This window comes from Streptomyces sp. NPDC020845, assembly GCF_044334165.1.
Taxonomy (GTDB): domain Bacteria; phylum Actinomycetota; class Actinomycetes; order Streptomycetales; family Streptomycetaceae; genus Streptomyces.
In genome coordinates, this window is the sequence record NZ_JBIRSJ010000029.1 from 61621 (window position 1) to 75700 (window position 14080).

General features: G+C 69.0%; 14 protein-coding genes. 7 read left to right on the forward strand and 7 right to left on the reverse strand.

Annotated elements, in window-relative coordinates; all coding sequences use genetic code 11:
• Positions 1-130: 130 nt before the first annotated feature.
• From ACH4U7_RS49090 to ACH4U7_RS49110, 5 genes are all read right to left on the reverse strand, one after another.
• Positions 131-1651, reverse strand: coding sequence for an AMP-binding protein (locus ACH4U7_RS49090; protein WP_398534252.1), 1521 nt, complete (start codon positions 1649-1651; stop codon positions 131-133).
• Positions 1652-1729: 78 nt separating this feature from the next.
• On the reverse strand, positions 1730-2245 hold the full coding sequence (locus ACH4U7_RS49095; protein WP_398534253.1) for a flavin reductase family protein: 516 nt from the start codon (positions 2243-2245) through the stop codon (positions 1730-1732).
• Between the two features lie 67 nt (positions 2246-2312).
• A complete protein-coding gene (locus tag ACH4U7_RS49100; protein WP_398534254.1) occupies positions 2313-3935 on the reverse strand; it encodes an AMP-binding protein in 1623 nt (540 codons plus the stop codon).
• A 21-nt stretch (positions 3936-3956) separates the two neighbouring features.
• Positions 3957-5069, reverse strand: a complete 1113-nt coding sequence (locus ACH4U7_RS49105; RefSeq protein WP_398534255.1) for a hypothetical protein — start codon at positions 5067-5069, stop codon at positions 3957-3959.
• The gene (locus ACH4U7_RS49110; RefSeq protein WP_398534256.1) at positions 5066-6136 is read right to left on the reverse strand and encodes an LLM class flavin-dependent oxidoreductase; all 1071 of its coding nucleotides are present in this window, start codon (positions 6134-6136) and stop codon (positions 5066-5068) included. Before ACH4U7_RS49110 ends, ACH4U7_RS49105 begins: the two co-directional genes overlap by 4 nt.
• 254 nt (positions 6137-6390) lie before the next feature.
• On the opposite strand from ACH4U7_RS49110, the gene ACH4U7_RS49115 reads away from it, so the two are divergent.
• The 3 genes from ACH4U7_RS49115 (at position 6391) to ACH4U7_RS49125 (ending at position 8746) form a co-directional block, all read left to right on the forward strand.
• Entirely contained in the window at positions 6391-7152 is a 762-nt protein-coding gene (locus ACH4U7_RS49115; protein WP_398534257.1) for a MaoC/PaaZ C-terminal domain-containing protein, read from the forward strand.
• Positions 7153-7213: 61 nt separating this feature from the next.
• The gene (gene npdG, locus ACH4U7_RS49120) at positions 7214-7891 is read left to right on the forward strand and encodes an NADPH-dependent F420 reductase (protein WP_398534258.1); all 678 of its coding nucleotides are present in this window, start codon (positions 7214-7216) and stop codon (positions 7889-7891) included.
• Positions 7892-7903: 12 nt separating this feature from the next.
• Positions 7904-8746 (forward strand): SDR family oxidoreductase, encoded by an 843-nt coding sequence (locus ACH4U7_RS49125; RefSeq protein ID WP_398534259.1) that lies wholly within the window; start codon positions 7904-7906, stop codon positions 8744-8746.
• A 53-nt stretch (positions 8747-8799) separates the two neighbouring features.
• On the opposite strand, the gene ACH4U7_RS49130 is transcribed toward ACH4U7_RS49125, so the two are convergent.
• Entirely contained in the window at positions 8800-9708 is a 909-nt protein-coding gene (locus ACH4U7_RS49130) for an SDR family oxidoreductase (protein WP_398534260.1), read from the reverse strand.
• Positions 9709-9742: 34 nt separating this feature from the next.
• On the reverse strand, positions 9743-10519 hold the full coding sequence (locus ACH4U7_RS49135) for an SDR family oxidoreductase (protein WP_398534261.1): 777 nt from the start codon (positions 10517-10519) through the stop codon (positions 9743-9745).
• A 78-nt stretch (positions 10520-10597) separates the two neighbouring features.
• Here ACH4U7_RS49135 and ACH4U7_RS49140 point away from each other — a divergent pair, with 78 nt between their 5' ends.
• Genes ACH4U7_RS49140 through ACH4U7_RS49155 form a run of 4 tightly spaced genes read left to right on the forward strand, consistent with a single transcriptional unit; the run spans position 10598 to position 14047 of the window.
• Complete coding sequence (locus tag ACH4U7_RS49140; RefSeq protein WP_398534262.1) at positions 10598-11362, forward strand: enoyl-CoA hydratase family protein; 765 nt, start codon at positions 10598-10600, stop codon at positions 11360-11362.
• The gene (locus ACH4U7_RS49145; RefSeq protein ID WP_398534263.1) at positions 11359-12222 is read left to right on the forward strand and encodes a CoA transferase subunit A; all 864 of its coding nucleotides are present in this window, start codon (positions 11359-11361) and stop codon (positions 12220-12222) included. The genes ACH4U7_RS49140 and ACH4U7_RS49145 overlap by 4 nt, the downstream gene beginning before the upstream one ends.
• A complete protein-coding gene (locus tag ACH4U7_RS49150; protein WP_398534264.1) occupies positions 12219-12986 on the forward strand; it encodes a CoA-transferase subunit beta in 768 nt (255 codons plus the stop codon). The genes ACH4U7_RS49145 and ACH4U7_RS49150 overlap by 4 nt, the downstream gene beginning before the upstream one ends.
• Entirely contained in the window at positions 12983-14047 is a 1065-nt protein-coding gene (locus ACH4U7_RS49155; RefSeq protein WP_398534265.1) for an NAD(P)H-dependent flavin oxidoreductase, read from the forward strand. Before ACH4U7_RS49150 ends, ACH4U7_RS49155 begins: the two co-directional genes overlap by 4 nt.
• Positions 14048-14080 lie beyond the last annotated feature (33 nt).

A 14080-nucleotide genomic window follows, 5' to 3' on the forward strand; every position in this document is an offset into this window, starting at 1 on the left:
GGGGGGTGCCGCCCAGAACGCACCAGTGCCCGGCGCAGTCGCGCCGGGCACTTTCGTGATCTTGCTGTACTTCGGGCTGCACCTCGTGCCGAACTTCGACAACAGTGAGCGCGGCAAAACAGATGCCGGCTCAGAAGATGGGGTATCCGCCGCCGCCGAACCGCGCGTCCAGCTCGTCGTAGTCGGGGGCCGTACCCCGGCGGGGCACGACGTCGACGAAGCCCATGCTCTGCGGCTTCTTGTAGGACGCCATGCGTTCACGACAGTGATCGGTGATCTCCTGCTCGGTGGCCTGCGCCCCATCCTGGAGGACCACGATGGCCTTGACGCTCTGGCCCCACTTCGCGTCGGGCACGCCGATGACGGCGCACTCGGCGACTGCCGGGTGTGCGTTGATGCAGCGCTCCACCTCGGCCGGGTAGATGTTTTCGCCACCGGACTTGATCATGCGCAGTTTCGGGCCGATGAAGGTGATCGTTCCGTCCTTCTCCCGTCGGCCCAGGTCGCCTGTGCGGTGCCAGCCGCCCGACTGCCGGGCTGCATTGAGCTCCGGGCGCGCGTAATAGCCGGACATGACGTGCGGTCCGCGCGCGACGATCTCGCCGACCTCCTCCGCGGGCAGTTCACATCCCTCTGGGCCGACGATGCGGACCTGGAGGAAGGGGGACGGGCGGCCGTGCGTACCCAGACCCCCGATGCCCAGGGCGCTGTAGGTCAACATGCCGCCGACTTCGGTCTGGCCGTAACCGCCCAGCGCCCTGCCCCACGGAGTGTCGTCGACGGTGATCATCGCGTTCCAGGCGTCGCTCCCGGCGGGGGCGCGAAGGCTCGTCAGGTCGTACTGGCCACCGGAGTTGGCCTCCACGAGCTGGTCGGGCATGGGCGGGAAGAGCAGCATCGCCTGGCAGCGCTCGGCCTCGATCAGCCGGCACGCTGCGGCAGGGTCGAAGGCCGGCATGAACACGTTGGTGCCGCCCAGGTGGAAGGTCGCCGTGCAGAACATCATCGTCCCGACGTGGAACAGCGGTCCGCAGTTGAGGTAGACGAATCCTTCCTCGATCTGCCGCATCAGGGCGAGAGACAGGTTGTGGGTGATGACGGCCGTGTGGCTGAGCAGTGCGGCGTTGGGCTGCCCGGAGAAGGCTGCGGTGTAGAACGCCAGGCACGGCGAGGACGGGTCGACGGCGATCTCCGGGAGTGGGGTGGCGGCAGGTTGCGCCAGCCACCTCTCGTACGTGTTGTCCCGCTCGCCGCCGTCGGCCCGGGCCCACAGCGCCTCGGAGGCCGCCGACTCCCGCGCGGCGGCGACCGCGTCATCCACGTCCTCCCACAGCACCACGCGCGGTGCGAAGTCTTTGAGGACGAATTCCAGTTCCGCCTTGCTCTGCCGCCAGTTGACGGGGCAGAACACGGCGCCGATTCGGGCGGCCGCCAGCAGGAACTCCAGGACACGGAAGGAGTTGCGGCCGACCCACAGAACCCGGTCCCCGGCCCCGACGCCCTGTGCGGCCAGAGCCTGCGCGAGGCGGTCGACCCTGTCGTCCAGCTGCCCGTAGGTGAGCCGTACGTCCCCGTCGACGACGGCCGTGGACAGCGGCCGGCTGCGGCGGTTCTCGCGGGCGATGTCGCCGAGCGTCAGGCTGTGCAGCATCTCCATGATCGTGGGCCTCCGGACAGGGTGCGAGGGGGCAGTGGTGCAGGAGGGAAGGCAGGGGGTGCAGCCGCATGCTCAGCTGTTCAGGCGCCCGTAGCCGCCGCGGAAGAAGAGCAGCGGAGGGCGTTCCGCCGCGGCGAGGTTCTGCACGCGGGCGACGACAATGAGGTGATCGCCGGCCAGGTGCTCGTCCTCCAGCGTCGCGTCTATCCAGGCGACCGCGTCGTCCAGCAAAGGAGAGCCGCCGGGAGAGTGTGACCAGCCCAGGCCTTCGAACTTGGCCGCCCCCTTCTTGGACATCTGCCGGCTGACGTCCTCCTGGTGCTCGGCGAGGATGTTGATGCAGTAGCGTTCCGCAGCCCTGACCTTGGGCCACGACGTGCTGGTGTGCGCGACACAGAACGCGACCAGCGGCGGGTCGAGAGACACGGACGTGAAGGAGTTGGCAACCAGACCGGTCGGCTGCCCGGTCTCGGGGTCGATGGCGGTGATGGCGACGACACCCGTCGCGAAGTGCCCCAGGACCTTGCGGAAGAGGTCGGGGGAGGGGTGGGATTCTGCCTCGGGCAAAGCGGTCTGCAGGCGGGTCATCCGCTGTCTCCCTATCTGGCGATTGGTTGCTCAACTGAGGTGTGCGTGATCCTGCACGAGGCCGACATCAGGCCGTCCGCTTCGTCTCGGTGACGGCCTGGTTGCGGAGTTCCCGCTTGTCGATCTTGCCGTTGGCGTTGACGGGGAGCTCGGGCACGATGAACACCCGTCGTGGAACCTTGTAGTTGGACATGTTCTGCCGCGCCCAGGCGATCACGTCTGCGGCAGTGGGCGAGGAATCTTCCTGGGGGACGACGTAGGCGCAGCCGACCTCGCCCAGCGTGGCGTGCGGAATCGGGACGACGGCTACCTGTGCCACGTCGGGGTGACGCAGCAGCAGGTTTTCGATCTCTGCCGGGTAGGCGTTGAAGCCCCCGGCGATGAACATGTCCTTCTTGCGGCCGACGATGCTGAGGTTGCCGGCGTCGTCGAGGACGCCGATGTCACCGGTGTGCAGCCACCCGCCGGACAGTGCCTCGGCGCTCTCTTCGGGCGCGCCCCAGTAGCCGTGGGTCACGCCGTACCCGCGGACGAGGATCTCGCCGCGTGCGTGGGGGGCCAGTTGGTGCCCGTGGTCGTTGACGATGCGGACCTCCATGCCGGGGACCACACGTCCGGCTGTCGTCGCGACGATCTCAGCCGAGTCCTGCTGGCGGGTCATGGTGACGACGGAGCCCTCGATGAGGCCGTAGGCATTGATGACGCGCTCAAGACTGAGCTGCTCGTGCATGTCCTTGACCAATTCCTCGGGCACCGATGCAGCGCCGACGATGGCGACACGCAGACTGGAGACGTTTCGCGCAGTCAGTTCGGGGTGGTTGACGAGCCTGGCGAACAGGGTCGGCGGGCCGGCGAGCAGGCTGACTCTCTCGCGTTCGATGAGGCCGAGCGCGGCGTCGGGGTTGAACACGGCGATCGGCAGCAGGGTCGCCGCCCGCATCACGCACGCCAGGATGCCGGCGTTGATGCCGAACCCGTGCGCGAACGGGCTCACCACGGGGTACCGGTCACCGGCGCGCAGATCAGCGATACCGCTCCAGTCCCAGTAGGCGCGCAGCATCTGCTCGTGCCGAAGCTTCACGCCCTTGGGCACACCGGTGGTCCCGGAAGTGGACAGTACTTCGCACAGGTCATCGGGGCGCACCCACTCAGCGCGCTCGGCAGCCGCCTTGGGGTCCACGTGGTCGCCGCGCTTCAAGAACTCATGGGCGTTCATCACGCCAGGACGCGGCTTCACGTCTTCGAACGAGACGACAAGCTCGAGCTGCTCAAGCTTGTCAAAGGGGCGTCCGTTCTTCGGAGCGCCGTAGACGTCGGCGAGCAGGTCGACGTAGGAGATGTCGAGAAAGCCCTCGGAGATGAACAGCACCCGGGCACCGGTGCGCTGCAGCAGATCGCCCGCTTCGTAGCCCTTGGAGCGCGTGCTCAGCGGTACGACGATCGCACCGGCGTCCCAGGCGCCGAACGCGGTCACCACCCATGACCAGTGGTTCGGCGCCCAGACGGCGACCCGGTCACCGGCCTTGACCCCTGCCGCCAGCAGCGCCCGCGCCACCTGCTCCGCTCCGCTGCGCAGTTGCGCGAGGGTGAGGGTGACGGCGCCGTCGGCCACTGCGAGGGCGGTGGGATGGGCGGCGGCCTGGGCGCGCAGCATCCGCGGGATCGTCCCCCAGCGAGGAACCCTTTCCATAGCGACGACTCCCTTCCCAGATCAGGCGATGGAGGCGCGGTCCTGGCCGAGGTGCTGGCCGCGCTGGTCGACAACCTCGATCGGCAGGTGCGTCTCCTCCACCTGCTCGGCCACGACGACATCGATGTGGACCGGCGTGACCGCGGTCAGCACCTGCTCGATGCGGGCCTTCCACATCGGGTTGCCGGTGAGCGTGGCGCGGCCGAACGTCACGTGCAGTGCAGCCGTGTCCAGCGTGCCCTTGCGGTTGATCTCGAGCCGCAGCCGCGTGATGCCGTCGATGGCGCGCAGGGCCCGCACGAGGTGGGGGACCGACAGCCACCGACCGCGCACAAGGACATGGTCGCCGACGGTGTGGGCGGCGGCAGGCAGCAGCTTCGCCTGGCCGTCGAGCCGGGCCACGTAGCCGGTGCGCAGGGCGAGGCCGGCCAGCGTGCTGTGCCAGGGATGGGTCACCACGAACTCGGCGAGACCGTCCGCATACGGCGGCTCCAGCTCGGTGTCGGCATCGAGCCGGGCGAGCAGCAGGGAGCCGTCCGCGTCCTGCCACGACGATTCGCTGCCCCTGGGGCGGCGATGGGCCAGCGGAATGCCCAGCAGCGGATCGGCGAACAGCTCGACGACCTCGGCGCCGAATTCGCGCGCCAGGTGCTTGTGTGTGCGGTCATCGGCGATCTCTCCGACCAGCACGATCAGCCGCAGCTCGAGATCGAGCGGATCCGCGAGGAACTCCATGTGCAGCCGGGCCAGAAAGTCCATCGCTCCCGAGGGCGTCGTGACCAGCACGTTGGCGCGCAGCCCCTCGATGACCTTGAGCAGCCGCATCCTCCCGCGCGGTCCCGTGGACACCACCGCCTCGGCGGTCTTCGCTGCGGCCTGGGCGTACAGGGAGGAGGTGAGCTCGCCGTCGCTGTTGAGCGCGGCCACCACGCGGTCGCCGGCCAGCAGGCCGGCGGCCGTGAGGGTGCGGCCGCTGATCTCGACAGCCTTGTCCAGGTCCTCGGGAGTGAGGGGGGCGACCACATCCGCGACCGGCGAGGAGAGCAGCAGCCCACGCGCGGTGCGCGCATCGATCCCCGCCGCGGACAGTTCGGCGCGGCTGCACCAGCCCCGGAACGTCGTCTGCTTGCTCACAGCCCCGCCACCTCGCTTCCAAACAGGCGGATGGTGTTGAGCACGTCCTCGTTGGCGAGCCCGCCCACCTGGAACTGAAGGATGAGGTCGGTGACCCCGGCCTCCTCGAAGCGCTTGTAGGCCTTGCGGGAGCCCTCGACGTCATCGCAGACGATCATGTGGTTCTCCCGCAGCGTCTCGATCGACTCTTCCTCCGACTGGCCGGCGGCGAGCTGCCCGAGGACCTTGTAGCTGGCGTGGCGGGCGTCATAGTAGTCGGGCGGGGTGACGAGGTTCACCTGCCGCCGGATGTACCACAGGATGGCATCGGCGGCCGTCGCGTACGCCTCGTCCTTGGTGGGGGCCACGTGCCACGGAACCATCAGCGCCAAGCGCCGGCTCTCCGGGTCGAAGCCGTTCATGGCAAGAGCCTTCTTGTACTCGGCGATGTCGTCGGCGACCGCGTCCAGGCCCTTGAGCATGGTCATCCCGAGCAGGTTGTAGCCCTTGGCCGCCGCGGCGAGGTACCCGTCCAGGCTCGTCGACGCCACCCACACCTGGGGGTGGGGGTCCTGGACCGGACGCGGATACACCGAGACGTCCGGAACGCTCCAGAACTCGTGCTCGGCGCTCACGGGCTCGCCGTCGGCTTCCCAGATCTTCAGCACCGTGTCGAGGTTCTCCTCCCACAGCCTGCGGGACTGCTCGAACGGCCGCTGGAAGGCCTGGTACTCCAGCGGGGAGGCGCCGCGGCCGGTGCCGAACTCCACCCGGCCCTTGCTGAGGATGTCCAGCGTGGCCACCCGCTCCGCGGTGCGCACTGGGTGCGCGAACGGCAGCAGGACGACACCGAGGCCGAGCCTGATGCGCTCGGTCGCCTGGGAGACGGCCGCCAGTACCAGGTCGGGAGCCGAGGAGTGCGAGAAGCCCCGGGTGAAGTGGTGCTCGACCATCCACACGGCCTCGTAGCCCAGTTGGTCAGCGAGCACCGCCTGCTCGATCAAGCTCTTGAAGGCTCGCTGCTCGACCTGGCGGGACCGTCCCCGCACCTCGAGCTCGTACCCCATGCTCACTCGAAGCGATCCCATTCCCTCTCCATCTCCTCAACCAAACGCTTGCTTGGTTCTCAAGCTAGCCGTTTGTCTGGCACTCCACAAGCGGCTGAGGAGTGTTGACCAAGCACTTGCTCAACAAACTACTTGAGCGGGCAAGGGCCGACAAGCGTCCGTTGACCTACGGGGCGGATCGCGCGACTATCTTTGGCCAAGCATGCGCTTGGTTGGTCGCAGGAGGTGTGATGGAACTGGCGAGTCTGCCTGGTACTTCTCTGGGAAAGCGGTCGGTGCGATACAGCGAGGACGACGCGATCCTCTACGCCCTCGCGGTCGGGGCGAAGGCGGAGGAACTGGATCTCGTCTTTGAACGCCAACTACGCGTCCTGCCCACCTTTGCGCTGACACTGGGGCTTTGGGTCGCGGACGCCGTGGGAGCGCTGGGCGCGTTCACGCCGGATGCGGCACTGCACGGAGCGCAAGCACTGCAGATCCACAAACCCCTGCCGTCCAGCGCGCTCCTGGACGTCACCGGCGAGGTCGTGGCGGTCTGGGACAAGGGGCGAGCCGCCATCGTCGACGTGGCGGCCGAGTCGGAGTACTTCTCCGCCACCTACTCGATCTTCCTACCGGGCCGGGGAGGTTGGGGCGGCCCGCGCGGCTCCAGCGCGCAGACCAACAAGGATCCCCTCGCCCGACCCTCCTGGTCGGCACGCTTCACCACATCACCTGAGCAGGCCGCCTGGTACCGGCTGACCGGCGATCGCCATCTCATCCACATCGATCCGGATTCCGCCCGCGCGGCCGGCCTTCCCGGCGTCATCCTGCACGGCCTGTGCACCCTCGGAATCGCGGCCCGCGAAGCGGCAGCCGCAGCAGGTGCCCACCCCGCAGACCTGAGGTCGTTGCGGGCCCGGTTCGCGGCACCGGTCGTCCCCGGCGCCCCCCTCGACCTGCTCGGCTCCCCCCAACCGCCGGGCACGGTCCCCTTCACCGCCAGCGTCGGCGGCGCCACCGTGCTCACCGACGGCCTGGCCGTCTACGCAGCGTGAACTGTCAAAAGATCCCAACAGACGACACACGGGCGAGGCACACTCGCCGAGGAGACTCATCATGACCGCATTCCGTCTCGCCGTCATCGGCGGAACCGGCCCGCAGGGCAAGGGGCTGGCCTACCGCTTCGCCAAGGCCGGACACCACGTCGTCATCGGATCCCGCGATGCCGGACGTGCGGCAGCAGCGGCCGCGGAAATCGCCGCACGCCTGGGACAGGACCCTGCCCACATCATCACGGGCGCGGACAACAACTCCGCGGCCGAGGAAGCCGACGTCGTACTCCTGGCCGTACCGTTCGACGGCCATGGCGCCCTGGTCGAATCGCTGGGCAAGCGGCTCGTCGGCAAGGTGGTGATCAGCTGCGTGAACCCCCTGGGATTCGACAAGCGCGGACCGTACGGCCTCGATGTCCCGGACGGCAGCGCCGCCGAGGAAGCCCAGCGCATCGCCCCTGACGCACGCATGGTGGGCGCCTTCCACCACCTGTCGGCCGTGAACCTGTGGGGCGACGCCGAGGTGCTCGACCACGAGGACGTGCTCGTATGCGGGGACGACAAGGACGCCAAGGCCATCGCCATCGAGTTGTCGCGCGCCATCACCGGCCGTGACGGCGTCGACGCCGGAGCTCTGCGGCTGGCCCGCCAGCTGGAACCGCTCACCGCCGTCCTCATCAGCATCAACAAGCGCTACAAGGTCCGTTCAGGCGTCCGAGTCAGCGGGCTGGCAGAGCACTGATGGGAGCCGCACGTGCCATCTGTACTGATCACCGGAGCATCCAGCGGATTCGGGATGGGCGCGGCAGTGGAGTTGGCGCGCCGTGGCTGGACCGTGTACGCCGGACTGCGCGACACCTCCAGGCGCCGGGCGCTGGACGCCGCGCTGGCCGCGGCCCACGTGCCGACCGAGCGGGTCCGCGTCATTTCCCTCGACGTCGCCGACCGGGCCTCCGTCGACGCCGCAGTGAAGACCGTGCTGACCGAGACATCCGGAAGGGTGGACGCGGTCCTGCACAATGCCGGCTACACCACAGCGGGGTTCTTCGAGGACCTGCCGGATCACGAGGTCAGGCGTCTGGTGGAGACGAATTTCTTCGGCGTGCTGACGCTGACCCGGGCACTGCTGCCGTCCATGCGCTCCCGCGGCCGCGGCCGCATCGCAGTGATGTCGAGCAATGCCGCCAATGTGCCCCATCCGATGTTCTCCGTCTACGCGGCCACGAAGTGGGCCCTGGAGGGCTGGTGCGAGGCACTGGCCGCCGAGGTCCGGCCCTTCGGGGTCGACGTCGTCATCCTGCAACCGGGGGCACACCGCACGGAGTTCGCCACCAACGCCGTGCCTGTGTGCCCGGACGGCAGCCCCTACCGGCCCCTGTTCGACGCCGCAGCGCCGCGCATGGCCTGGATCGGGCGCCACCAACGCGAGCCCGAGCGGGCAGTGCGCACCATCGTGCACGCGCTGGAGACACGTCGCCCGCGCTTCCGCGTACGGCTCGGCACGGACGACAAGATCGCTGCCGCCGTCAAGAACCTGACGCCGTACCGGGTCAGAGAGCGGGCCGTCCGCTGGATCACCGGGTTCGGCCAAGCATGACGGGTAGGGGCCCGGCCACCAGGTGGCCGGGCCCCTACCCGCTCATCGCCTGATCACTGAGCCCCGTACACCGGCTGCGGCGCCTCCGCCGCGGCAAGGAGCTTCACCGCCGTTTCGCCCGCCTCCGCCGGGGACCAGCGCGCATCCTTCTCGGCCGTGGGGCCAGGGCGCCAGCCCTCCATGACAGTGATGCGGCCGCCCTCGGCCTCGAAGACGCGGCCGGTGACCCCGGTGCAGGCCGCCGAGCCCAGCCAGACGACCAGAGGCGAGACGTTCTCCGGGGCCATCGCATCGAATCCGGTCGTGGGCGCAGCCATGGTGTCGGCGAAAGTAGCCTCCGTCATACGGGTCCGCGCGGCCGGCGCTATGGCGTTGACCTGCACTCCGTAGCGGGCCAGTTCAGCTGCGGCCACCAGCGTCATCCCGACGATGCCTGCCTTCGCGGCGGAGTAGTTGCCCTGGCCGACACTGCCCAACAGCCCCGCCCCGCTACTGGTGTTGATGATCCGGGCCACTGGCTCGCGCCCGGCTTTGGCCTCGGCCCGCCAGTGCGCGGCGGCATGCTTGAGCGGCAGGAAGTGCCCCTTGAGATGGACCCGCATGACGGCATCCCAGTCGTCCTCGTCGAGGTTGACCAGCATCCGGTCGCGCAGGAAGCCGGCATTGTTGACGAGGGTGTCGAGTCGGCCGTACGTCTCCAGGGCCGTGCGAATCAGGGAAGCGGCGCCCTCCGTCGTGGCGATGTCCCCGTTGTGGAAGACTGCCTTCCCGCCGAGCGCCTGGATCTCCTCGACGACCTGCTGGGCGGGCCCGGTTGCAACTCCCGTGCCGTCGAGGCCGACACCGAGGTCATTGACGACGACGGCGGCACCCTCGGCGGCGAAGGCGAGGGCGTGCGCCCGGCCGAGTCCGCGGCCCGCTCCGGTGACGACGACGACGCGTCCGCTGCACAGTCCGGTCATGGGAGAAGTCCTTTCATCGATGCCGTAAGAGAAATCACTGGTTGGCGGTGGCCGCGTCGAGGAAGGCCGGGCGTTCGCCTCCGCCGTGCACGAGCAGACTGGCCCCGCTGATGTACGAGGCACGGTCGGAGGCGAGGAACACACAGGCGTCGCCGACCTCGGCAGGGTCCGCGAGCCGGCCGAGCGGCACGGTGCGGCCGACGGCCGCGATGCCCTCCTCGTCGCCGTAGTGCAGGTGGGACAGCTCGGTGCGGACCATGCCGAGGACGAGGGTGTTGACCCGCACCCGTGGCGCCCATTCCACGGCCATGCTGCGGGCCAACTGCTCCAGGCCCGCCTTGGCGGCTCCGTACGCCGCCGTGCCGGGGGAAGGGCGTTCGCCGCTGACGCTGCCGATCATCACGATGGACCCGCCGCCGCTTTGGGAACGCATCACCTCGTACGCGGCGAGGGAAACGGTCAGCGGAGCGAGCAGGTTCAATTCGATGACGCGGGCGTGCCGTTCGGCTCCCCCTTCCTCCAGCATCCGGTAGGGCGTACCCCCGGCGTTGTTGATCAGGGCGTCGACCCTGCCGTACTCGGCGCGCACCTGCTCGAAGAGGGCCCTGACCGCCTCACCTTCACGCAGGTCGACGGTGAAGAACCGGGCGGTGCGGCCACCCGCCTCGACGGGCTTGTCCGGCGGGCGGCGGGCGCAGGTCACCACCTCGGCGCCAGCGCCCAGCAGCGCGCGGGTGATGCCCGCGCCCACCCCTCGGGTTCCGCCGGTGACCACTGCCACACAGCCGGTCAGATCGGTGATCGTTGCCAAAGGGCACCTCCCGCAGTGAGCGATCCGCTGCTATCTTCCACCTAACAAACGTTTGGTGGAAAGGTAGCTGATTCGCTCATGGGTGTCTCCACCACAGCCCCCGAAGAGGGCATCGCGGTCGTCACCGTGGACTACCCGCCGGTCAACGCCCTGCCGGTCCAGGGCTGGTTCGACCTCGCCGCCGCGCTGCGCGCCGCCGGCGCCGACCCCAAGGTGCGCTGCGTCGTGCTCACAGCTGTCGGCCGCGGGTTCAACGCGGGCGTCGACATCAAGGAAATGCAGCGCACCGACGGACACACAGCGCTCGTGGGCGCCAACCGCGGCTGCTTCGAGGCCTTCGCCGCGGTCTACGAATGCGAGGTCCCGGTGGTGGCCGCCGTGCAGGGCTTCTGCGTGGGCGGAGGCATCGGCCTGGTCGGCAACGCGGACGCGATCGTGGCCAGCGACGACGCGACCTTCGGTCTGCCCGAACTGGACCAAGGCGCCCTCGGCGCAGCCACTCATCTGGCCCGGCTCGTCCCGCAGCACCTGATGCGGCCGATGTACTACACCTCGCGCACCATCACGGCAGCAGAACTCCACCGCCACGGCTCGGTGTGGCAGGTCGTGCCGCGCGACAAACTCCAGGAAGCCGCGCTTGAGCTGGCCCGGGAGATCGCTGCGAAGGACGGTCAGATCATCCGCCTCGCCAAGGCCGCGATCAACGGCATCGACCCGGTGGACGTCCGCCGCAGCTACCGCTTCGAGCAGGGCTTCACCTTCGAGGCCAACCTCAGCGGCATCGGCGATCGCCACCGCGATGCGTTCGTGTCGTCCAAGTCGCCCAAGGAGGAGAAGCGATGAGCGACAAGACGATGACCGCCGAGCAGGCCGTCGGTCGGCTCCGCAGCGGCATGACCCTCGGCATCGGCGGATGGGGGTCACGGCGCAAGCCGATGGCACTGGTCCGCGCGCTGCTGCGCTCGGACATCACCGATCTCACCGTCATCTCCTACGGCGGCCCCGACGTCGGCCTCCTCGCCGCTGCAGGAAAGATCCGCAAGCTCGTGGCGGCCTTCGCCACCCTCGACTCCATCCCCCTGGAACCCCACTTCACCGCGGCCCGGCAACAAGGCGCCTTCGAACTGGTGGAAATAGACGAAGCGATGTTCATGTGGGGCCTGACCGCCGCGACCCAGCGGCTGCCCTTCATGCCGATCCGCGCCGGTCTCGGCTCGGACGTGATGAGGGTCAACCCCCACCTGCGCACGGTCACTTCACCCTATGAGGACGGCGAGGAATTCGTCGCAGTCCCGGCCCTGCGGATGGACGCCGCATTCGTCCACCTCAACCGGGCCGACGCACAGGGCAACGCCCAGTATCTGGGCCACGACCCCTACTTCGACGACCTGTTCTGCCAAGCCGCGGACGAGGCGTTCGTCTCCTGCGAACGGATCGTCGACACCGCGGACCTCCTCAAGGAGGCAGGCCCGCAGACCCTGCTGGTCAAGCGTGCGTTCGTGACAGGCGTGGTGGAAACACCCAACGGCGCTCACTTCACTTCCTGCAGCCCCGACTACGACCGAGACGAGGCCTTCCAGCGCTATTACGCCCAGGCCGCCCGCGACCCGGAAACCTGGCAGGCGTTCACCGAACGCTTCCTGTCGGGAGACGAAAGGGCATACCAGGCCGCAGTGGCGGCATTCCTCGAGGAGCAGGCATGAGCAGTCCAACGACGGCGACGCGGGCCGAGTACTGCGTGGTGGCCTGTGCCGAGGCATGGCGGTACGCGGGCGAGATCCTGGCCAGCCCGATGGGCATCATCCCGACGATCGGTGCCCGCCTGGCGAAGCTCACCTTCGCCCCCGACCTGCTCCTGACCGACGGCGAGGCTCTGCTCGTCGGCGACGTCCCGGCGATCGGCAAGCAGCCCGACGTCGTGGAGGGCTGGCTGCCCTATCGCCAGCACCTGGCCATGGTGGCCACCGGCCGGCGGCACGTCATGATGGGCGCCAGCCAGATCGACCGCCACGGCAACCAGAACATCTCCTGCATCGGCGACTGGAGCCGCCCCAGGCGGCAACTGCTCGGCGTGCGCGGAGCGCCCATCAACACCTTGAACAATTCGACGAGTTACTGGATCCCCAAGCACTCCCCGAGGGTCTTCGTCGAGAACGTCGACATGGTCTGCGGAGTGGGCTACGACCGCGCCGCACAGGTCGGCATGTCCGCGGTGCGCTACCACCACATCCCGGAAGTCATCAGCAACCTGGGCGTCTTCGACTTCGCCACCTCGGACCGCACCATGCGGCTGCGCTCGGTGCACCCGGGCGTCACGGTCGAGCAGGTCGTCGAGGCCACCGGCTTCCCGCTCGTCATCCCCGGCGACACCGTGCCCTACACCCGCGAGCCCAGCGCCGGGGAATTGCAGCTCATCCGCGAGACCCTTGACCCGAAGGGTGTGCGCGACCGCGAGGTGCCCGCATGAGCGACGTCGCGATCGCCACTCCGCTCACCGAACTGGTGGGAGTGCGGCATCCGATCGTCCAGACGGGCATGGGCTGGGTGGCCGGCCCACGGCTGGTCTCCGCCGCCGCCAACGCCGGAGCACTCGGCATCCTTGCCTCCGCCACCATGACCCTGGAACAGCTCCGCTCAGCAGTCCGCGAGGTCAAGTCCCGCACGGACGCGCCCTTCGGCGTCAACCTGCGCGCGGACGCCTCCGATGCAGCCGACCGGGTGCAAATCCTCCTGGACGAGGGCGTAAAGGCGGCCTCGTTCGCCCTCGCACCGAACCGGGAACTGATCGCACGCCTCAAGGGGGCCGGAGTGATCGTCATTCCCTCCATCGGCGCCCGACGCCACGCCGAAAAGGTCGCCGCCTGGGGCGCCGACGCGGTGGTTGTACAAGGCGGCGAGGGGGGTGGCCACACCGGCAGCGTGGCCACCACCGTGCTGCTGCCACAGGTCGTCGACGCCGTGGACATCCCGGTGATCGCAGCCGGCGGCTTCCACGACGGCCGCGGCCTGGTGGCGGCGCTGGCCTACGGCGCTGCCGGTGTCGCCATGGGCACCCGCTTCCTGCTCACCTCCGACAGCACGGTCCCCGACGCGGTCAAGGCCCGCTACCTGGCGGCAACCGTCCAGGACATCACCGTCACCACCCAGGTCGACGGTCTGCCGCACCGGATGCTGCGCACCGAACTCGTCGACTCACTGGAACGCTCCGGCCGCACGGCCGCGCTGCTGCGGGCGCTGCGCCACGCCGCAGCCTTCAAACGTGAGTCCGGCATGAGCTGGACCGGAATGGTCCGCGACGGCCTGGCGATGAAGCACGGCAAGGAGCTGTCCTGGAGCCAGGTCCTGCTGGCCGCGAACACCCCTATGATGCTGAAAGCCGCGATGGTCGACGGCCGCCCCGACCTCGGTGTGATGGCTTCCGGGCAGGTTGCCGGCCTGATCGACGATCTGCCGTCCTGCGCCGAACTCGTCGACCGTGTCATGGCAGAAGCACACGCCACATTCCAGCGGTTGCCATCTGCCCCATAGGGCTGCTTCACCGGCTCGTTGACGCCGACCGGG

Coding starts and splice junctions, on each gene's coding strand:
- ACH4U7_RS49110 (WP_398534256.1), bottom strand. CDS start 6,136: ATGGGATCGCTTCGAGTGAGCATGGGGTACGAGCTCGAGGTGCGGGGA.
- ACH4U7_RS49095 (WP_398534253.1), bottom strand. CDS start 2,245: ATGACCCGCCTGCAGACCGCTTTGCCCGAGGCAGAATCCCACCCCTCC.
- ACH4U7_RS49140 (WP_398534262.1), top strand. CDS start 10,598: ATGGGTGTCTCCACCACAGCCCCCGAAGAGGGCATCGCGGTCGTCACC.
- ACH4U7_RS49150 (WP_398534264.1), top strand. CDS start 12,219: ATGAGCAGTCCAACGACGGCGACGCGGGCCGAGTACTGCGTGGTGGCC.
- ACH4U7_RS49130 (WP_398534260.1), bottom strand. CDS start 9,708: ATGACCGGACTGTGCAGCGGACGCGTCGTCGTCGTCACCGGAGCGGGC.
- npdG (WP_398534258.1), top strand. CDS start 7,214: ATGACCGCATTCCGTCTCGCCGTCATCGGCGGAACCGGCCCGCAGGGC.
- ACH4U7_RS49090 (WP_398534252.1), bottom strand. CDS start 1,651: ATGCTGCACAGCCTGACGCTCGGCGACATCGCCCGCGAGAACCGCCGC.
- ACH4U7_RS49155 (WP_398534265.1), top strand. CDS start 12,983: ATGAGCGACGTCGCGATCGCCACTCCGCTCACCGAACTGGTGGGAGTG.
- ACH4U7_RS49100 (WP_398534254.1), bottom strand. CDS start 3,935: ATGGAAAGGGTTCCTCGCTGGGGGACGATCCCGCGGATGCTGCGCGCC.
- ACH4U7_RS49145 (WP_398534263.1), top strand. CDS start 11,359: ATGAGCGACAAGACGATGACCGCCGAGCAGGCCGTCGGTCGGCTCCGC.